Source organism: Lactobacillus sp. ESL0700 (genome assembly GCF_029392095.1).
In the GTDB taxonomy this organism is placed as follows: domain Bacteria; phylum Bacillota; class Bacilli; order Lactobacillales; family Lactobacillaceae; genus Lactobacillus.
This window is the reverse complement of the sequence record NZ_CP113930.1, coordinates 1,434,800-1,454,277: the sequence shown is the minus strand read 5'-3', so window position 1 is coordinate 1,454,277 and position 19,478 is coordinate 1,434,800. Positions and strand designations below refer to the sequence as shown.

The following is a 19,478-nucleotide window of genomic DNA, read 5'->3' as shown; positions in this document are numbered from 1 at the left end:
ACACAATAAAGTATAAATTTTTCGTATACCTTAAAGGTAGTTATCATTTGGTATGCTACGCATTATTTGTTAAACTATAGCAAAATCTAATTTATATATTGAGGAAACGTATGCATAAATTACACTTGGGTAAATTGATGGCTCTAATTTTGTTGTTGCCAATTTTTTTGGTTGGTTGCAGTAAAGACCGCAACAAAATAACAATTGTGGGGTCAAGTGCCTTGCAGCCGCTTGTTGAACAAGCGGGCAATGACTATCACTTAACTAATCCTGATAGCAATATCATTGTTCAAGGTGGTGGCTCTGGTACTGGTCTAAGTCAGGTGCAAGCCGGAGCAGTGCAGATTGGCACTGCTGATGTGTTTGCTGATACGCAAAAAGGAATTGATGCAGCCAAGCTTCATGACTTTCAAGTAGCGGTTGTCGGGATTGTTCCGATTGTTAATAAGGGGATTGGCATTAATAATCTATCTTCAAAGCAGCTCATGGAAATTTTTACCGGCAAAATTACGAACTGGCGCCAAGTTGGTGGTAAGAATTTGCAGATTATTGTTATTAATCGTTCTCGTGGCAGTGGTACGCGGACAACTTTTGAGGACTTAATTTTGAAGGGTAAGGATGCCATCAATTCGCAAGAGCAGGATTCTAATGGCACGGTTAAAAAGATTGTCAGTTCAACGCCAGGCACAATTTCGTATATTTCTTTTCCTTATGCAAATGATCCCAATATTCAAAAACTAAGTATTGATCATATCAGACCCACAAATCAGAATATCCCAACTAATAAGTGGCGGCTCTGGTCCTATGAGCATTTGTATACCAAGGGCAAGCCAGATAAGGAAACTGCCGCTTTTATTAATTACATTCTGAGTAAAAAAGTGCAGCGTGATCTGGTACCTAAAATTGGTTACCTTAGCATTAATGAAATGAAGGTTACTCGCGATAGTCAAAATCGAATTACAAAAATAGGTAGCGCACATGAATAAACACGAACAAGACTTGCAAGAAGTTGTTGACCAAGCAATTGCTGAACAGAAAGTACCACATGTCAAATTTAAAAAGATTGACCCCGAAAGCGTTGATATTGCCCGTTTAACTAGTCCGTCTAAAGAAACGCGACAAGAACACTGGGGTAAAGGATTAACCTCGCTAGCAATTGCAGTTATTGGAATTTTAATTGTGGCAATTATCGGTTTTGTTGGCGTACGTGGCCTTGCAACTTTTGTTGACGATAAGGTGAACATTTTTCACTTTTTGTTAACGAGCAATTGGAACCCAAGTGCTGGCAAAGATCATGTTGGTGCTGCAGCAATGATTGTTACTTCTTTTGCGGTAACGTTATTAGCTGCCTTAGTAGCAACGCCATTTGCCATTGCTATCGCCTTATTCATGACTGAATATAAATCTGGCAAGCAGGCGCAGTTTTTGCAATCAGTTATGGAATTACTTGTTGGTATTCCATCAGTTGTTTATGGCTTCTTAGGCTTGACAGTGATTGTCACAGTTATTCGCAGCATTTTTGGTGGTACGGGATTTGGTATTTTAGCCGCAACGTTAATTTTGTTTGTCATGGTTTTACCAACAATTACTTCTCTAACGGTTGATGCCTTTAAGGCTGTCCCACAAGACTTGCGAAAATCGTCTGCGGCTTTAGGAGCAACACGCTGGCAAACAATTTATCATGTTGTATTGCGAGCTGCGCGGCCACGCATTTTAACCGCAATAATTTTTGGTATGGCGCGAGCCTTCGGCGAAGCCTTAGCCGTACAAATGGTTATCGGTAATGCCGTCTTAATGCCGTACAACTTAGTTAGCCCTTCTGCAACATTGACCAGTCAACTGACGAGTCAAATGGGCAACACGGTTATGGGCACGTTGCCCAACAATGCTCTGTGGTCATTAGCACTACTATTGTTAATCATGTCATTGGCGTTTAACTTCCTAGTTCGCCTGATTGGAAAAAGAGGTAGCTGATGAATTCAAAAAGAACCGACCGACTGGCTACAGGGGTAATTTACCTACTGGTTGCGATTATTATTCTGGTATTAATTGGTATTTTAGGCAATATTTTAATTGCTGGTGTGCCGCACTTATCGTGGCATTTTTTAACATCGGCTTCATCATCATTTGAGGCTGGCGGCGGCATTCGTGACCAATTATTCAATTCACTTTACTTATTAATTTTAACGCTACTGATATCACTTCCAATTGCATTAGGGGCAGCCATTTATTTGGCTGAATATGCCCAGGACACATGGGTAACAAGACTGATTAGAACAACGATCGAAATTTTAAGCTCGCTGCCATCAATTGTTGTCGGCTTGTTCGGCTATCTCTTGTTTGTAGTTCAGTTTGGGCTAGGTTTTTCGATTATTGCTGGTGCACTAGCTTTAACCTTTTTCAATTTGCCAATCTTGACTAGCAATATTGAGCAGGCAATTAATGGAGTGCCGCAAACGCTGCGCGAAGCGGGCTGGGCGTTAGGTCTATCAAATTGGAAAACAATCCGCGGAGTTGTCTTGCCATCGGCATTGCCTGGGATTATTACGGGAATTATTTTAAGTGCTGGACGTGTGTTCGGTGAAGCAGCAGCGCTAATCTATACTGCTGGGCAAAGCGGCTCAATCGTCGATTATTCTAACTGGAACATGTTCAGCTCAACCAGCTTTTTGAACGTGATGCGACCAGCAGAAACCTTGGCAGTTCATATTTGGAAGGTGAACACTGAAGGAATTATTCCTGATGTAAATCTTGTTTCAGCAGCCACATCGGCATTATTGGTAATTGTTGTGATTATCTTTAATTTTGGCGCGCGCTTGCTGGGCAACTGGCTCTATAAGAATTTAACTGCTGCTAAAGTAAAATAAGGAATTTATATGGAAAATTGGCAAAACCAAACGAAATATATTAAAACTTTTAATAATGATGAATGTGCGCTTTATACTCACAATTTAAGTGTTTTTTATGGTGGTACGGTGCAGAAACTATTTGATGTCAGTTTGGGCTTTAAAAAGAACACCATTACGGCTCTGATTGGTGCCTCGGGTTCTGGAAAATCCACATTTTTACGTTCTTTAAACAGGCTGAATGACCGTGTTGCAAGAGTTGATGGTAACATTATGTTTCATGAACTTGATATTAACCAGAAAAAAATTAACGTTTACGAACTGCGCAAGGCAATTGGCATGGTGTTTCAAAAGCCCAATCCTTTTCCCAAGTCAATTAAAGAAAATATCACTTATGCACTAAAGGCTAATGGTGAGCAGGACAAGGCCAAGCTTAATCAACTTGTTGAGGAAAGTTTAAAGGCTGCTGCCTTGTGGGATGAGGTTAAGGACAAGCTGGATAACAGTGCCTTAGCATTATCGGGCGGTCAGCAGCAACGCTTATGTATTGCGCGGGCAATTGCGCTAAAGCCAGAAATTCTGCTTTTAGATGAGCCGGCTAGTGCACTTGACCCAGTATCCACGGCGAAGTTGGAAGACACGCTCAAACAGCTACGCAGTAAATATACGATGATTATGGTGACGCACAATATGCAGCAGGCTTCACGAATTAGCGATTATACCGCATTCTTTCATTTAGGGCGTGCTCTTGAATATGATACAACTACCAATATTTTCACTAATCCGCAGGGTGAAATTACTGAAAAGTATATCCAAGGCAGTTTTGGCTAAAGGAGCATGACGATGAAGAACATTATGGAAGTCAAAAATGTCAAATTAAATTATGGCGATTTTGAGGCGCTGCATGGCATTAACCTAGCATTTCCGGAGCAAAAACTGACGGCTTTAATTGGACCTTCAGGCTGTGGCAAATCAACATTGCTGCGATGTCTTAACCGGATGAATGATGATATTGCGAACATTAAGATTACGGGTGATATTTTACTAGCTGGGCAAGATATTTATCGACCACACCTTGATTTGGTTGAATTGCGTAAAAATGTGGGCATGGTGTTTCAGCAGCCGACGCCGTTTCCGTTTTCTGTTTTTGATAATGTAGCCTATGGCTTGAAAGTTGCGGGTATTAAGGATAAAGAATTAATCCAGCAGCGCGTCGAAGAAAGCTTGAAACAAGCGGCAATTTGGCAAGAAACTAAGGATAGTTTGGATCGCAATGCGCAAGCCTTTTCCGGCGGTCAGCAGCAGCGCATCTGTATCGCACGAGCACTTGCAGTTAGGCCCGCGGTAGTGTTGCTTGACGAACCAACGTCTGCTCTAGACCCGATTTCTAGTTCTGAAATTGAAGAAACATTGATGACGCTCAAGACGAAGTATACTTTTATCATGGTAACGCATAACTTGCAGCAGGCGAGTCGGGTTTCAGATCAAGTTGCATTTTTGATGAATGGTAATTTAATTGAGTCAGGGACAACTGAAGAAATGTTTTTAGCGCCTAAAAAAGAAATCACAAGTAATTATCTAAATGGCCGGTTTGGCTAAAAGCGAGGAAAACCATGCACGAAATATTTTTAGATGAATTAAAAAAGCTGAATACGCAATTTATGGAAATGGGTGTTTTAGTTAACGATCAGATTGACCAGGGGACGCGTTCGTTTGTCGCCCATGACAAAAAGACAGCTCAAAAAATGATTAAAGAGGCTGACGTGGTTCCCAAAGAGGCCATAAGAATTGAAAAAAAGGCGCTGGACTTAATGGCCCTCCAGCAGCCCGTAGCCACGGATTTTCGGGTTGTTATCAGTATTTTAAAGGCGGCTACAGACCTAGAGAGAATTGGTGAAAACGCGATTAGCTTGGCCGTTGAAACCGTCAGAGTAAAGGGTAATCCGCGAATTCCTGAGGTTGAAAAAATCATTTCGCAGATGACCCATGAGGTTCGCAAAATGTTAATCGAAGTCCTGACGGCTTATGTCCAAGAAGACGAAAAGACGGCACGGGCGATGGTTGATCGCCAAGAGGTGGTAACAGCCAATTATCAGAAGGCACGAAAAGTTATCATTGATGGCGTTGAAAAGGATTCTAATGCGGCAGTTGCTTCTGCCAGTTATTTTGTCATTATTAGATTGCTCAAACGAATTGGGGACCACATCGTCAACCTGGCTAGTTGGGTTATCTACAAGGTCTCTGGAGAATTATTTGAACTAGCCGACCCAAAAGCGGAATAAATACTTGCTTAAATTAATTTGGCCTGCTATACTTGATAAAGTAAATTCTACCTAAGACTCGGGTGGCATTACGCCTTAATTTCCCGCCGAGGCCAGAAGATAATGAAGATTTTTTCAAAACTCCATGTCTTTGTGGCATGGAGTTTTTTAGGCCTTTTAGGATTTATTAATGAATTTTATGGAGGTGAATTCGATTGAGTAAAGCTGCTATTGCTGCAAAGGAAAAGCTTGTTGATGCTTTTGCTGAAGAACTTAAAGCTGCAAAAGCCATCTTGGTAATTGATTACCTTGGTTTAACTGTTGAAGAAGTTACCGCTATGCGTAAGGAACTTCGTGAAAACGACGTTAAGATGAAGGTTATCAAGAACACTTACTTGAGACGTGCTGCTGCTAAGGCTGGTATCGAAGGCTTAGATGATACTTTTGTTGGTCCTACTGCTGTTGTTTACACTGATAATGCCGATGACATTACAGAACCTGCACGGATCGTTTCTAAGTTTGAAGATAACTTTGATGTCTTGGACATTAAGGGTGGTATGCTTGAAGGTAAATTGACTTCTAAAGAAGAAATCAAGGAACTTGCTGCTATTCCTGGCCGCGAAGGCTTACTGTCAATGCTTGTATCTGTATTGCAAGCTCCAGTTCGCGACTTCGCATGTGTTGTTAAAGCTGTTGCTGATTCAAAAGACGAAGCTGCAGAATAAAAAGATTGTAATTATATCTAATACTAATTTTTCGGAGGATACTTAAATATGGCTTTAGATACTGAAAAGATTATTGAAGACTTAAAAGGTGCTTCAATTCTTGAATTAAATGACCTTGTAAAGGCTATTGAAGATGAATTTGATGTTACTGCTGCTGCTCCAGTTGCTGCTGCAGGTGCTGGTGCCGAAGCTGCTGCTAAGTCAACTTACGATGTTGAATTGACTGAAGCAGGTCAAGAAAAGGTTAAGGTTATTAAGGCTGTTCGTGACATTACTGGTCTTGGCCTTAAGGACTCAAAGGACATGGTTGATGGCGCTCCTAAGAACGTTAAGGAAGGCGTTTCTGAAGACGAAGCTAACGACATTAAGTCTAAGCTTGAAGAAGTTGGAGCTACTGTAACCCTTAAATAGTTACAGTCCAACTGGACAAAGCTAATAAGAAACCGCATAAGCTCAGCATTTAGAGCTTGTGCGGTTTTTATTTTTGCCAAATTGTGGCCCAAATGTGTTCCAACTACTAAATAATTAGCCATTAAATCCTTCGCGCTAATGCACGAGGGATTTTTATTTGTAATTAAAATTCTAATTGCGCACATGATAATTTTTGAAAACTATATTGAACCTGAATTTATAAAAGTGTAAATTATACTAGTATTGAATTTTATTTAAGGGATTACAGAAAGGAAATTATGTATAAAAAACTCATTTTTGCAATGATTACTGCTTTGTCATTAATGGGCTGGAAATCAACAACATCAGTTATGGCCGCAACTATTGACCCAGCTAACAGTCAAAATACTGTTGAACAAACAAGTAAAACTGATGATACTGAGCAAGATGGCACTAGTAGTGAAAATAGTGTGGCAACTACTCCTGATAAACCTAAGCCACAAAAGCAGGGCTGGGTAGTCAAAGGTAAGAGCACGTACTATTATCAATCCGGTAAAAAAGCTAAAGGCGTTGTTAAGATTGGGCAAAGCCATTATTTATTTAATAAAAATGGTGTGATGTTAACGGGCGTTCGCAAGACGCCACATAAAACAACGTATAGTTATTACAAGGCAAATGGTAAACGGAGCGAAAATTCTGCTTCAACCAAAAAAGCATACTATTGGATTAAAAAGGGTAAGATTACCGGTATTAAAAATAATGCTAAGGTAGTCAGCCAAAGACCAGAATTGCCAACAGGTTGCGAGATGACTGCCGTGACGATGATGTTGAACTTCGCTGGTGTCAAGGTTTCTAAATTTACAGTTGCCAAGAAAACCCCGCGCAGCAGTAATCCAGATAAAGGTTTCATTGGTTCACCTTACAAGGAATATCCAGGTGGCTATTGGGTAACACCGAATGGCATCAAGGGTGTTGTTAAGCATTACTTGGGTAAAGCCGAGGTCATGACTGGTGATAGTTTAACGGCCGTTAAAAATAAACTGCTACATTCACATTTAGTTGTTGCTTGGGTTAAGGATGTCGACGGCTTTTCTAATCATGCCTTGGCACTGACTGGCTATCATAATGGACAATTTTTTTACAATGATCCTTGGACAGGCAAAAAAGCCGCAATGAGTGAGAGCAGCTTTCTTAATCACTGGCGCGGAGATGGTTTAAGAGCATTAAGTTACTAAAATATCAAAATTAGTGTTTTCTTATTGTAAAATTAATGCTATTATTTTTTTAGTTAGTTTAAATTTGTATTTTGGAGGGAAAATGATGAAATATAGCCAACGGTTATTTGCTGGTGTTGCAGCAGTAATGTTATTAGGCGGTTTAACAACAGGAACAGTTGTTGAAGCTGATAGTGTCAGTTCAACTGGCGTGACAAGTAATTCGGGTCAAGACAGTACTAACACTACTCAGCCCGCAACTACTCCAGCCGATAACAATAGTAATGCTACTCAACCTAGCAAAACAGTAACTGCTTTTAGTGGAGTAAGTACTAAATATAAGTGGACTGCTGGAGATAAGATTGAAGACCAAATTTCTTTAAACAGTAAGGAAGTTCGGCCAGTATATTTACAAAAGTGGGACGGCAAGAAGTATGTTGATGAAAAGAAATTCACTACTACTGCCGATGGTAAAGTTACGGTAACTTATCCTGCAGTTTGGTATCACCACTTACATACGACTTGGCGTTTGTATGCTCCTGAAACTGATAGTGCAACTGCAGCTAAGAGTGACAAGATCGGCATTTCAACAGTGCGTCGTTACCAAATTCCTAAGAAATATCGGCAATTGCACATGAAGAGCTTGCACTTAAAGGGCTACTATACTAGTCCATTTGATAAGAGTTTGACCTATGCATCAACTAGAAGTGACTATGTTAAGGCATTTATCAAGCGCGGTTATCAATATAAGAACGCTGGTACTGCTTGGATCGACTTTACTTCTAAGAAGCCAGGAACTTCAGTTGACTGTTCAGGTTTAATTATGCAATGTATGTATGCAACTGGAATTGACCCAACACCGGCCAATCCAAAATGGCATGCAACTCATGAATGGGGCTGCCGTTCATTTGTCCAAAGCAGTACTTTGCAAACAGTAAGTCTTAGCCATTTGAAGCGTGGCGACATTATTTTCTATGGTCGACCAAAACCAGATGTTTATCACGTTGGTATTTACTTAGGTAATAACAAGGTTTTGCATTCATGGCCTAATTGGGGTGTTACAGTAAGTAATGCTAATTTCCAACAATATTATTATGCTAAGCGGATTTTCCCAGTGACTCATTCTAAGACAGTTCACGAAAGAAATTAATAATTAACAAAAGCACTTCAAATCGAAGTGCTTTTTGCTTTTAAATAATTCTTCTTACAATACCATCAGGGTAATGAACAATCTTGGATTTGGCAGAACGAGAATTCCAAAATGCGTCATGTAAACTAGAAACGTCAACGCCGCCGGTAATTGTATACGGACTGTCGTGTAAGAAAAGTCCCTTGCCCAGATAAATTCCAACGTGTGCTAAGTGGCCGTCAGATTGGTCATCAAAGAAAATTAAATCACCGCGCTTTTTATGTTTATAGCTGATGCTACGACCATTATTGCATTGGCTAAAAGTTGTCGAGCCTAAATGGTGCCCAATGCTTGAATAGAGGTAATTAACAAAGCTTGAACAATCATAATGGCGTGTGTTTTCGTTATAAACAGAATGGCCAATCATCTTTTCGCCCTTGGTAATAGCTCGCTCTAACTGGCGATTACTGCCCTTTAAGGCATTTAGGTTGAACTTTAATTTTGCTCCTTGAATCCAATAATTTTGTTGGTTAAAGCTAAACCGATAATAAGTACTGTTGATATTCGTGTGTGCAATCATATTGACGTGCACCCATTTGTTTTTCAGTCCCAGTTCATTGATACTACTGATTTTACGTGCGCCATTAGTGTGAGCCGGCTTGTTATACAGGGAAGCATTGGCAATAACTTTCATCTTGTAATTTAATTTGCTTTTAGTAATTAAATATTGATTGAAGGCCTTTTTGTTTAGCCAGCCATGTTTTGTTTTAACAAAAGTCCCCTTAGCAGTTTGGGCAACTTTAGAATAGTTAATGCGTTTATTATAGTAGCCTTTAGCTGCCTTGCCCTTTTGGTTTAGCTTTTTACTGAAGCCATAATGCGTTTGGAAGATAATGCCTGATCCCTGTTGCTGATAAATAACGGGCTCAGAGTTTACAGTAGATGGATCCGCTGGAGCAGGTTGTTGGTTATTATCTTGTGACGTTTGACTAGGGGTATTAGTTGAGGCTGGTTCTTGAGTGGCAGCCATGACTTTAACGTTGGCACTATAAATACATGCCGCGCTGATTAACAGAGCAGTTAAGAAGTGCTTGGCTTTAATTGACATATTGAAATCCTTTCTTAAAAATACGATACACAGTTAGTATTTTATACTATAATAAACTACATGAATTGATTTTTTAAAATAAATATTAATAGATAGTCGTGGAGGAGGAATTTAATCTTGAAAACTAGGCGCTGCTCTTTTGGAATAGCTGTAATATTTTGTCTGTTAATTTTCATAGTTATTCCTGTTAAGGCTACTAGTACAGGATTAACTGATGAGAATAATCCACAACTATATAGTCATCATCAGGCCGCAACAGTTGGTCAGAGCGGCGACCGAATAACTGCTAAAAAGCCAAAGACTAAAGCAAAGGCATATATTGTACTTAATCGCAAAACTGGTGCGACTTTATTGCAAAAAAATGCCGATAAACAACGTTTAATCGCATCAACTGGAAAATTAATGACGATTTATTTAGCCAGACGCAAGTTGGCCAGTTATCCTCAAGATTGGAATCAGCGGCTTAGCTTTTCCAAGTCATTAATTAAAATGGGCGCTGACCCAGGCTTTAATGGCTTTCATGCCAAAAAGGGCCACAAGTATACGGTTAAGCAGTTACTGGAATCAGCGATTATTGACTCTGACGACAATTCGGCAATTCGCTTAGGGCAATGGGTTGCTGGGTCAAACCGTAAATTTATCACGATGATGAACAAACAGGCCAAATTGTGGCAGATTAAGGCTCGCTTTGTCTCATCATCAGGACTTGAAAATGACGATCTGGCTCGCTACGGTTATTACGTCAAGGGTGGCAAGACTTCGGGCAATTTGTTATCAGCTAAGAGTTTAGCAATTGTGGCTTACCACGTCGCTCATGATTATCCCAGTTTGATGAAGTATTTTGCTACTGGGTCGATGAAAGTCGCGGGTCAATGGCTGGTCAACGAGAACCGAATGTTGCCGGGGCACAAGTACTACCATAAATCTTTTAAGCTTGACGGGATGAAGACTGGCTGGACACCACGTGCTGGCTACTGCTTTGTTGGCAGTTGCCGCAAAGGCGATGGCTTGATTACAGTTGTGCTAAATGATGAAAATGAATTTTCCGATACAGTTAAGTTAATGCGTTTTGCTTATCGGAATGTAAATAATTAGGAAAGAAAAATTAATGATTAAAAAAGTTTGGTTGCTAGGCGTCAGCTTGGTAGTTGGCGGTCTTGCATTGAGTCGCCCATTGTCAGTCACTGCTAGTGATGAGGTGCCACAGGCGGATATGCGCGAGCCGATTAGCTACACAAAATCATCTGAAATTAAACCGTATCCCAAGCACTTAAGCGCCAAAAAGGACCGCATCATTGTGTCTCTTAAGAAGCAGCGGGCATATTTGAAGCGGGGCAAAAAGACGCGCTATGAATTTTATGTTTCTACTGGTGCGCATCACCAAACACCACGGGGCAATTACAAGATAAATACTTATCGCGCACCGTGGTTTTACTCAGCTAGTGAAAAAATGGGTGCCAGATATGCGGTTGGCTGGCTGCAAGGCGGGCTGTACTTGTTTCATGAAAACCCGCGCACTCTGCAACATAAAACGATTAAGTCGGTTGCCAAGAATTTGGGTAAAAAGCCAACTTCTCATGGCTGCATTCATTTAAGCACCAGCGATGCGCGGTGGTTTTATCACCATGCGCCAACGGGGATGCGCGTGATTATTAAGTAAATATTGCGCAGGGGATTGCCTAAAGCCCAAATTAAAACTATGATATTTGGTATATTGTGTATTTAAAAGGATGGAGAAAAATGAAAATTAATTATCGCAAAATTATGATTGCAACAGTTGCTCTTGGGTGTACTTGGGGAAGCTTGGCTCTGAGCAGTGATGCTGTGAATGCCGATACGGTGACCGCAAAAACCACATTGAGTGTTCCAGCATTAACTAAGAAGGCTAAGCTTAAGAAAAATGCTCGTGTTTACAATAAAAAGGGTCATCGTGTTGGTAAAAAAGTCCTGAAAAAGGGCAAAAAAATTACAATTTATGGCACGAAAAAGATCCGGGGCAAGAAGTATTATGCAATTGGTCATGGCAGATATGTCTTAATTAGTAAGGTTAAGTTGCTGAAGGCAAAGCCAGCACCAGCTAATAATAATTCGACTAATTCAGGTTCAAGTACCTCATCAATTGAAAATTCTACTCCAACTAATATAACGAAGCCAGAACTGCCAAAGCCAGGTGAAACTAAGCCGGCTGATGCAACAAAACCTGAACCAGCCAAGCCAAGTGAAAATAAACCAACAGGTGCAACAAAACCTGAACCAGCCAAGCCAGCAAAAAAGCCCAAGAAACATACAATTGATGACTTTTCAATTAGTGAATTCCGGGCAGAATTTTTAAAGGATCTGAATGCCGAACGTGCGAAGCGCAATCTAGCACCAGTAACAGAAGATCCTCATTATGACGAAGTTGTACAACAACGGTCTGCATTGTTGCCAAGCAACTTTGAACACGTAGACGCAGCTGGAAACTTTATTTTGGAAAATTACTTTGATAATGCAGGTATTAGCTATCATAGTATTGCCGAATGTATCGCAATGGATCCGTGGGGCTGGGTTGTAAACCATAATAATAATGAGTTAGAGCAATCACCAACTGGTGGCACGTCAGCAGAAATTGCCGATGTTGCAATCTATGAATACATTTATAATGATGCCGATTCCAACTGGGGTCACCGGGATATTTTGCTTAACGCAAATGACAAGACAATTGGCGTTGGTGCAGCAACCGAAGACGATTATATTTATTCATCTGTTGGGGTAACATATTAAGTTAAAATTACGACAATAAAAGCACTTCATTGCGAAGTGCTTTTATTTATTTTTGATAGCTAAAATATTGATAATGCTTGTTCTTCAAGGCCTTGGCCAATTCTGGTGTGCGGTATGCATGATGGTCAACCCAAATTTTAGCACCGCTAGCACTGGTCAAAACCTCATTGTTGTCAAAGGTAGCCACGTTATAGTATTCACCGTCGCCCATTCCTTGATTCCAACCACGGATGTTAAGCCAAATGATACCATTTACGGTGATCGTGTCGTCAGCGTATGTCCAGTGAGCCGTCTTCTTTAAGATAGCTTTATCATTGGTATATGGATCATGCTTGGTATAAGCGTGCAATTTGGTATAGCCGACCTTCTTTTTGCCAACGTAAAACTTAGCGGTCTTTTTAGTGAAAACTTCCTTGTCGAGCTTTTTCGTGTAAGTATCATAGTAATACCACGTGCCCCGCATATTTTTAGGATAAGATTTGATTTTCTTAGCTTTGACAGTGGTTGCTGCAGCAGGCTGTGGCGCAATTGCCGAGCTGGTACCCAATGTAATCAAAGCCGTTACGATTAATAAAGTGTGTTTTAATTTCATTTTCTATCTCCCATATTTAATTAACCCCATTATAAGCTCATCTTTTGTCACTGAAAAGAGATAAAATGGTAAAACACTTGTTTTTCATTTTTGTTAAACTTGAATAACAGGAACAAAAACATTATTGTTATCTGAGTATACGTTTGGCAATAAAAGTTTAAAAAGAATGGATTGGAATATTAACGAAGAACTGTGAAGAAGCAAAATATTTTTAAAATTGGAATAATTGGATTAGTAATGACGCTTAATGCTGGTGTCTTGGGCTTTCAGACAGTGCAGCCGGTTCAGGTGCAGGCGGCAACATCTAAGAAACAGGCACTGCGCAAGTTTGTCAGGAAAACAATGGCTAAGCACCATGTGCGTGGATCAATTGTCGTGATTAAAAATGGCGTGCCCCAAAAGATCAGCTATGGCTATGCCTTGAGTAATCGCAAAATTGGCAACGGCAATCGTAAAGTCGTGTATCCAACTGGTTCATTGCAAAAAGTGGTCACGGGTGCAATGATTGTGCAAATTATGGATGAGAAAAAGGAAACCAATCAGGAGTTTGACCAAAATACAAAAATTGACCGGTGGTTTCCTAACCTAAAGAATGCTCAGAAAATCTCAGTAGGCAATTTGTTGACTCACACTTCGGGGATTAAACCGTCAAATACTGAAGTGTGGCGGCATCACAATTATTCCGAAAGTGCAGCAATTAAGATGACAATCGCAAACGCCAATCAATTTTCGTTTGCGAAGGTTGGTAAATATCATTATAATAACGCGAATTATATTCTGCTGGCTGGAATTATCCGGCAGGAGACTGGGCAATCTTACCAGACCAATTTGCGGAAGCGAATTGTTAAGCCACTTGGCCTCACAAGTACATTTACGGCAGCATCTTTGCCTAAATCCAAGTTAATTGCGGGATCATACTATGCTAATGGTGGTGCGAATTATCGTAATCCTGTTTACCTGACGAAAGCATTCGCTTCACAAATGCTGGGCGCTGGTAATTTGTTAACGACGCCAATGGAATATTACCAAATTCAATGCGGTTTAACTGACGGCACGATTTTGACGCAGAAGCAGTTTCAATATTTAACTAATCTGGCAAGCAAGACGACGGCGTATTCCGGTGGCCTGCACATTAAAAAATCTGGTAAGCTGAAGATTGCTTATGGTAATCTGCACGGCACGCACTTTGGCATGTGGGTGCAATTAACTTCTGATAATCAAACTGGGATTGTCATGTTTTTGAACCAAACTAATAATAGTGCAGCCAAGGAAAAGAAAGTTGGGTATACTATTTTGCAGCATATTGCGCCGGGGACATTTTTGCCAGAGTAACATTTTAACTATCGGTTATTATGGTAGTAAAATAATTAGTAAAGAGTTTAATTTAGAAATGAGCGAGTAATGGCTAACGAAAAAAATCAAATGTATTTTGCGGCTAATCCAACGGCCAAGCATGATGAGCATGTTGTTGACTATCATGTAGGTGGCGTGGATTTAAAGTTCAACACCGACGCCGGTGTTTTTTCAAAAATGCGGGTTGACTATGGGTCCGGTGTTTTAATTAAGGCAATGGCAGATGTGATTTTCCCAGCAAGCAATATTTTAGATGTTGGTGCAGGTTATGGCCCATTGGGCTTATTTGCGGCAAAATTTTGGCCCAAGCAAACCGTTGACCTGGTTGATGTTAACGAGCGCGGGTTAGAATTGGCCCGTAAAAATGCGGAACTAAATCATATTAGCAATGTCACGATTTACCAGTCTGATATTTATCAAAATGTTCCTGAAGAAAAGAAGTTTGGTCTTATTTTAACCAATCCGCCAATTCGTGCTGGTAAAAAAGTGGTTTCTGGCATTTTGGCTGGAGCTAAGGATCACTTGGTAGCTAATGGCGTCTTGTTGGTTGTTATTCAGAAGAAGCAGGGGGAGCCGAGTGCCCGTAAGCTGCTCAATGCTACTTTTGGTAATTGCACCGTTGTCACGCGGGACAAGGGTTACTATATTTTGCAGGCAGTGAACAGCTAATGGATTTTTCCAGTGAAGATAAGAAGAAGTACATGCAGCTGGCCTTTGACCAAGCGAAGAAGGCGCAGACTTTAGGTGAAGTGCCGATTGGTGCAGTGGTAATTGATCCTGATGGCCAAGTGATTGGCGTTGGCTATAATCGGCGTGAACTTGATCAAGATGGCACGCAGCACGCTGAGATGATGGCAATTAGGCAGGCTTGTCAGAGGCTGAATAGCTGGCGGCTAATTGATTGCAGTCTGTTTGTGACCCTGGAACCATGCTCGATGTGTGCCGGCGCAATCATCAACTCGCGTATTAAGAATGTCTTTTACGGGGCACTCGATCCTAAGGCGGGTGCTGCTGGCAGCGTAGTTGATTTGTTTAGCGTAGAGAAGTTTAACCACCACCCGAATGTCGTGCGCGGCTTGTATCGCGAGGAGGCAAGTCGAATGTTGAAGGACTTTTTTCAAGAAATTCGACACCGGCAAAAATTAGCAAAAAATTCGGCAAAGTAGTGGAAAATTCACACTAAATAAGGTATCATATCTATTGGGCAATGTTTGACCTCTGAAGCGTGTCAGGACCGGAAGGTAGCAGCACTAAGGTTGCTTAGGCATGTGCCTTTTATTAGATATCAATAAACTCTTAACTCTTTAAAAGAGTTAAGAGTTTTTTACTAGAGAAAGATGAACATGGCTTATCAAGCGTTATACCGCAAATGGCGGCCACGCACTTTTGATAGTGTTGTTGGCCAAGAAGATATTACGAATACTTTAAAAAATGCGATTAAGCGCGGTACGATTTCGCACGCTTTTTTGTTTGCCGGTCCCCGGGGAACTGGTAAAACTTCGTGTGCCAAAATTTTTGCCAAAGCTCTGAACTGTACTAATCTGCAAGATGGCGAGCCCTGCAATGAATGTGCTAATTGTTTAGCTGCTGATAAGGGTGCAATGCCCGACATTATGGAGATTGATGCCGCCTCGAATAACGGTGTCGACGAAATTCGTGAAATTCGCGATAAGGTTAAATACGCACCAACTCAAGGTAAGTACAAGGTCTACATTATCGACGAGGTTCATATGTTGTCGATGGGGGCATTTAATGCGCTGCTTAAGACCTTGGAGGAACCGCCAGAGCATGTTGTCTTCATTTTGGCGACAACCGAATTGCAGAAGGTACCAGCCACAATTATTTCACGCACGCAACGCTATAATTTTAAGCGGATTGCTCAAGCTGATCTTGAGCAGCGGATGAAGTATATTCTGGACCAAGAGCAGATTAAGTATGAGGACAAGGCATTAGCTGTTATTGCGCAGGTCGCTGACGGCGGGATGCGGGATGCGTTGAGCATTTTGGACCAATTGCTTAGCTATGAAAAAGATACGGTTAACTACGATGATGCACTGCAGATTACCGGTTTTGCTGCTAAAGAAAAAATCGAAGAAATTTTGCTAGCATTATTAGAAAAAGACGCGGCTAAAGCGCTGACTTTAGCTCAAGCAGAATTACAAAGTGGTGCCACTTCCAAAAACATTTTGGACGAACTGATTGACATGGCAACTAATGCCTTGCTAGTAGTCAAGGCTGACGGGCAAAACAAGAGTAACTTTTTAAGTGCTGATTTTGTGCAAAAGATTGCGGCTATTCCTGCTCAACGTTATTTTCAACTGATTGCGGCGGCTAATGATGCACTAAATGATTTGCGTTATACCAACCAGCAACAGATTCCGCTGGAAGTATTCCTCGTTGCAAGTACTAACGAGCAACAAGCAAGTGCTGCTTTGCCGGCTGCTGCTTCAAGTGCAGCCACTGTAACTAGTGGTAAGAATGCCGATTTACAGGCTGAAATTACTGCTTTAAAAAAGCAAGTGGTTGATTTAACCGAAAAATTTTCTAAATTATCTAGTCAGCCACGCAGCAATAGTCGTGATCAGGTTTACCATATTGATTCAGGATCAGCGCCCGTTAAGAAAACAGCACAGGCTAGTTCGACAGTTGAAAAGCCTAAGAAGAAGCCACGCGTGCGGAATACTGAACGTGCTAATGAGCAAAATCGTAAGCAAGTATACCATGTGCTAGAAAATGCTACTAAGCAAGATTTAATTGCATTGAGAGATATTTGGCCAGACTTACAATCAGTCTTGTCAGTTTCTCAAAGGGCATTACTTGATGTCCTGCAGCCAGTTGCGGCCAGCCCCGACCAAGTGGTGATGAAGTGCAAGTATACTTTGTGGTTTGAAAATGCGAGCGCGGATGATGACTTTTTGACCAAGTTAACCAGTGAAATTGCGAAGTTCACCAAGCATGACTATGAGATTGTCTTGGTACCAGATGAGGATTGGCTCAAGGTGCGCAAGGACTTTTTACAAACGCATGGCAAAGAGCTGCTGGCTAAGAAAAAAGAAGGCGCGAGCCACGAACCAGCTGGCGAGTCTACTGAAACCGCAAATGATGAAGTTGTTCAGAAGGCCAAAGATTTGTTTGGCGATGCGGTTAATATTAAAGATTAAATTAAGGAGAATAAGATGAGCAAGAGACCTAACTTTGGTGCAATGGGCGGCATGGGTGGAATGAACATGCAGCAAATGATGAAGCAAGCTAAGAAAATGCAGGAGCAAATGATGCAGGAACAACAAACAATTACTGCTCAAGAATTTGTTGGGAAGTCTGCCGATGACTTAGTTGTTGCGACTTTTAGCGGCGATCGCAAGTTAAAAGAAATTACGATTAACAAGGAAGCAATTGATCCTGATGATCCAGATATGTTGCAGGATTTAGTCATTGATGCTGTTAATAAGGGCTTGTCAGCAATTGACCAAGCCACCCAAGCGAGTTTAGGTAAGTACACGAAGGGCATGATTTAATTGCAATATCCAACACCGATTGCGCATTTGATTGATTCATATATGAAATTACCGGGTATTGGTGAAAAAACAGCAACTCGGTTGGCTTTTTATACTTTAGACATGCCAGATGATGATGTTTATGATTTTGGTGCAGCTTTGAAAGATGTCAAGGAAAAATTACGGCGTTGTTCAATCTGCGGCAATATTACGGAGCAAGATCCGTGCTCAATCTGTTCTAATTCCGAGCGCGACCAGTCAACAATTATGGTCGTTGAGCAGCCTAAAGATGTGATGGCTTTTGAAGAAATGGGCGAATATAATGGCCTCTACCACGTGCTGCATGGTGTCTTGTCGCCAATGGATGGAATTGGCCCGGAAGAAGTTAATATTAAGTCGCTAATTGTCCGCTTGCAAAAGCAGGATAGTGTTAAAGAAGTAATTTTAGCATTAAACTCAACTCCGGAAGGTGAGTCAACGGCGATGTATATCAGCAAGTTGATTAAACCAGCGGGGATTAAGGTAACGCGGCTAGCAGCTGGATTGGCAGTCGGCAGCGACATTGAGTACGCTAATTCAATTACTTTAAAACGAGCAGTCCAAGGGAGAACATCAATCTAATGGCACGAACTAAAGTTAAACAAATGGGCGACGATAAGTTAGTTGACGTGATTGAAAAGTTGCAGGACGAAATGGCCGTGCAGAAAAGCTTGGATCCGACAACGCTAGATATGTCGGACGATAATATTATTGCTAACAAAATTTTGCAGGCTAAGTATTCCTTTTTGTACAATGAGGCACGCCACAGACATACAAGATTTAGTGGTTACACAAATGCCATTTCTGAATAAAAAGTCTACCAGTGTAGGCTTTTTTATTTTTGTGAAAATTAAGAGTACGTTGGGGTGTTAATATAGGAAGAACTTCTGTAAAATAGAGACATGGAGAGTTTTATGAAAAGTTTTTTTATTAGTTTTGAGGGGCCAGATGGGTCCGGCAAAAGTACCGTTTTAGAGCAAGTTGTTGGGCAAATCGCTCCTAAGTTAGCGGCACAATATCTTGTGACTCGTGAACCCGGTGGATCGAAAATAGCGGAACAAATTCGCCAATTCATTTTGGATCCGGCCAATACCGCGATGAGTGCCAAGACTGAAGCCTTACTTTACGCAGCTTCGCGAAGTCAACATATGGCAGAAACAATTATTCCCGCGTTAAAAAAGGGCGAGGTTGTCTTTTCTGATCGCTTTGTTGACAGTTCGTTAGCTTATCAGGGTGTCGGACGAGATTTGGGAATTGCAGCTGTTAAGGCAATTAATGATTTTGCAACGAGCGGCATTGAACCCGACCTGACGATTTTCTTAGATGTGAAACCTGAGGTGGGCTTAGCACGAATTGCCAAAGACCATGGCGGACAAGAAGACCGCTTGGAACAAGAAAAACTAACTTTTCACCAAAAAGTTTATCAGGGTTATCAATGGGTTAATGAGCAGTATTCTGACCGAATTGCAGTTGTAAATGCTGATAGACCTCTTAGTCAAGTAGTATCAGATTGTGTTAAAATTATTGCAAACCGTTTACCAAAAGAATTGCTAAAGGACTGATT

General features: G+C 41.0%; 23 protein-coding genes, 1 other RNA gene and 1 other annotated feature. Of the genes, 22 read left to right on the top strand and 2 right to left on the bottom strand.

Annotation, left to right across the window (positions count from 1 at the left end):
* Positions 1 to 110 precede the first annotated feature (110 nt).
* The 10 genes from OZX63_RS06930 (at position 111) to OZX63_RS06885 (ending at position 8,586) form a co-directional block, all read left to right on the top strand.
* Entirely contained in the window at positions 111 to 986 is an 876-nt protein-coding gene (locus tag OZX63_RS06930) for a phosphate ABC transporter substrate-binding protein (protein WP_277142675.1), read from the top strand.
* Entirely contained in the window at positions 979 to 1,974 is a 996-nt protein-coding gene (pstC, locus tag OZX63_RS06925) for a phosphate ABC transporter permease subunit PstC (protein WP_277142673.1), read from the top strand. Before OZX63_RS06930 ends, pstC begins: the two co-directional genes overlap by 8 nt.
* Entirely contained in the window at positions 1,974 to 2,867 is an 894-nt protein-coding gene (pstA, locus tag OZX63_RS06920) for a phosphate ABC transporter permease PstA (RefSeq protein ID WP_277142671.1), read from the top strand. Before pstC ends, pstA begins: the two co-directional genes overlap by 1 nt.
* 9 nt (positions 2,868 to 2,876) lie before the next feature.
* Entirely contained in the window at positions 2,877 to 3,677 is an 801-nt protein-coding gene (gene pstB / locus OZX63_RS06915) for a phosphate ABC transporter ATP-binding protein PstB (protein WP_277142669.1), read from the top strand.
* Between the two features lie 12 nt (positions 3,678 to 3,689).
* A complete protein-coding gene (pstB, locus tag OZX63_RS06910) occupies positions 3,690 to 4,445 on the top strand; it encodes a phosphate ABC transporter ATP-binding protein PstB (protein ID WP_277142666.1) in 756 nt (251 codons plus the stop codon).
* A 14-nt stretch (positions 4,446 to 4,459) separates the two neighbouring features.
* Positions 4,460 to 5,128, top strand: a complete 669-nt coding sequence (gene phoU / locus OZX63_RS06905) for a phosphate signaling complex protein PhoU (RefSeq protein WP_277142664.1) — start codon at positions 4,460 to 4,462, stop codon at positions 5,126 to 5,128.
* 32 nt (positions 5,129 to 5,160) lie between these two features.
* Positions 5,161 to 5,287: a sequence feature (ribosomal protein L10 leader region), on the top strand.
* Between the two features lie 35 nt (positions 5,288 to 5,322).
* Positions 5,323 to 5,832, top strand: coding sequence for a 50S ribosomal protein L10 (gene rplJ / locus OZX63_RS06900; RefSeq protein ID WP_277142662.1), 510 nt, complete (start codon positions 5,323 to 5,325; stop codon positions 5,830 to 5,832).
* A gap of 48 nt (positions 5,833 to 5,880) precedes the next feature.
* Complete coding sequence (gene rplL / locus OZX63_RS06895; RefSeq protein WP_277131712.1) at positions 5,881 to 6,243, top strand: 50S ribosomal protein L7/L12; 363 nt, start codon at positions 5,881 to 5,883, stop codon at positions 6,241 to 6,243.
* A gap of 278 nt (positions 6,244 to 6,521) precedes the next feature.
* On the top strand, positions 6,522 to 7,457 hold the full coding sequence (locus tag OZX63_RS06890; protein ID WP_277142661.1) for a C39 family peptidase: 936 nt from the start codon (positions 6,522 to 6,524) through the stop codon (positions 7,455 to 7,457).
* 82 nt (positions 7,458 to 7,539) lie between these two features.
* Positions 7,540 to 8,586 (top strand): NlpC/P60 family protein, encoded by a 1,047-nt coding sequence (locus OZX63_RS06885; protein WP_277142658.1) that lies wholly within the window; start codon positions 7,540 to 7,542, stop codon positions 8,584 to 8,586.
* Positions 8,587 to 8,626: 40 nt separating this feature from the next.
* Here the strand turns inward: OZX63_RS06885 and OZX63_RS06880 are convergent, their stop codons facing one another.
* Complete coding sequence (locus tag OZX63_RS06880; protein ID WP_277142655.1) at positions 8,627 to 9,673, bottom strand: NlpC/P60 family protein; 1,047 nt, start codon at positions 9,671 to 9,673, stop codon at positions 8,627 to 8,629.
* Positions 9,674 to 9,790: 117 nt separating this feature from the next.
* On the opposite strand from OZX63_RS06880, the gene OZX63_RS06875 reads away from it, so the two are divergent.
* The 3 genes from OZX63_RS06875 to OZX63_RS06865 all read left to right on the top strand — a co-directional run bounded on the left by OZX63_RS06875 (position 9,791) and on the right by OZX63_RS06865 (position 12,436).
* Positions 9,791 to 10,768, top strand: a complete 978-nt coding sequence (locus tag OZX63_RS06875) for a serine hydrolase (RefSeq protein WP_277142653.1) — start codon at positions 9,791 to 9,793, stop codon at positions 10,766 to 10,768.
* A gap of 13 nt (positions 10,769 to 10,781) precedes the next feature.
* Complete coding sequence (locus OZX63_RS06870) at positions 10,782 to 11,333, top strand: L,D-transpeptidase (RefSeq protein ID WP_277142651.1); 552 nt, start codon at positions 10,782 to 10,784, stop codon at positions 11,331 to 11,333.
* 80 nt (positions 11,334 to 11,413) lie between these two features.
* Positions 11,414 to 12,436, top strand: a complete 1,023-nt coding sequence (locus tag OZX63_RS06865; RefSeq protein ID WP_277142649.1) for an SLAP domain-containing protein — start codon at positions 11,414 to 11,416, stop codon at positions 12,434 to 12,436.
* Positions 12,437 to 12,482: 46 nt separating this feature from the next.
* Here the strand turns inward: OZX63_RS06865 and OZX63_RS06860 are convergent, their stop codons facing one another.
* On the bottom strand, positions 12,483 to 13,028 hold the full coding sequence (locus OZX63_RS06860) for a hypothetical protein (RefSeq protein ID WP_277142647.1): 546 nt from the start codon (positions 13,026 to 13,028) through the stop codon (positions 12,483 to 12,485).
* Between the two features lie 192 nt (positions 13,029 to 13,220).
* On the opposite strand from OZX63_RS06860, the gene OZX63_RS06855 reads away from it, so the two are divergent.
* The 9 genes from OZX63_RS06855 to tmk all read left to right on the top strand — a co-directional run bounded on the left by OZX63_RS06855 (position 13,221) and on the right by tmk (position 19,476).
* Positions 13,221 to 14,360, top strand: a complete 1,140-nt coding sequence (locus tag OZX63_RS06855) for a serine hydrolase domain-containing protein (RefSeq protein ID WP_277142645.1) — start codon at positions 13,221 to 13,223, stop codon at positions 14,358 to 14,360.
* A gap of 69 nt (positions 14,361 to 14,429) precedes the next feature.
* Positions 14,430 to 15,050 (top strand): class I SAM-dependent methyltransferase, encoded by a 621-nt coding sequence (locus OZX63_RS06850; RefSeq protein WP_277142644.1) that lies wholly within the window; start codon positions 14,430 to 14,432, stop codon positions 15,048 to 15,050.
* Positions 15,050 to 15,547 (top strand): tRNA adenosine(34) deaminase TadA, encoded by a 498-nt coding sequence (gene tadA / locus OZX63_RS06845; protein ID WP_277142641.1) that lies wholly within the window; start codon positions 15,050 to 15,052, stop codon positions 15,545 to 15,547. The genes OZX63_RS06850 and tadA overlap by 1 nt, the downstream gene beginning before the upstream one ends.
* Before the next feature lie 26 nt (positions 15,548 to 15,573).
* Positions 15,574 to 15,671, top strand: an RNA gene (gene ffs, locus OZX63_RS06840) — signal recognition particle sRNA small type.
* A gap of 53 nt (positions 15,672 to 15,724) precedes the next feature.
* The gene (gene dnaX / locus OZX63_RS06835) at positions 15,725 to 17,542 is read left to right on the top strand and encodes a DNA polymerase III subunit gamma/tau (protein WP_277142639.1); all 1,818 of its coding nucleotides are present in this window, start codon (positions 15,725 to 15,727) and stop codon (positions 17,540 to 17,542) included.
* 15 nt (positions 17,543 to 17,557) lie between these two features.
* Positions 17,558 to 17,896: a YbaB/EbfC family nucleoid-associated protein gene (locus tag OZX63_RS06830; RefSeq protein ID WP_277131683.1), complete on the top strand. Its 339-nt coding sequence runs from the start codon at positions 17,558 to 17,560 to the stop codon at positions 17,894 to 17,896.
* The gene (gene recR, locus OZX63_RS06825; protein WP_277131681.1) at positions 17,897 to 18,496 is read left to right on the top strand and encodes a recombination mediator RecR; all 600 of its coding nucleotides are present in this window, start codon (positions 17,897 to 17,899) and stop codon (positions 18,494 to 18,496) included.
* Complete coding sequence (locus OZX63_RS06820; RefSeq protein ID WP_277131679.1) at positions 18,496 to 18,726, top strand: YaaL family protein; 231 nt, start codon at positions 18,496 to 18,498, stop codon at positions 18,724 to 18,726. The genes recR and OZX63_RS06820 overlap by 1 nt, the downstream gene beginning before the upstream one ends.
* Positions 18,727 to 18,828: 102 nt before the next feature.
* A complete protein-coding gene (tmk, locus tag OZX63_RS06815; RefSeq protein ID WP_277142636.1) occupies positions 18,829 to 19,476 on the top strand; it encodes a dTMP kinase in 648 nt (215 codons plus the stop codon).
* The last annotated feature ends 2 nt before the right edge of the window (positions 19,477 to 19,478 follow it).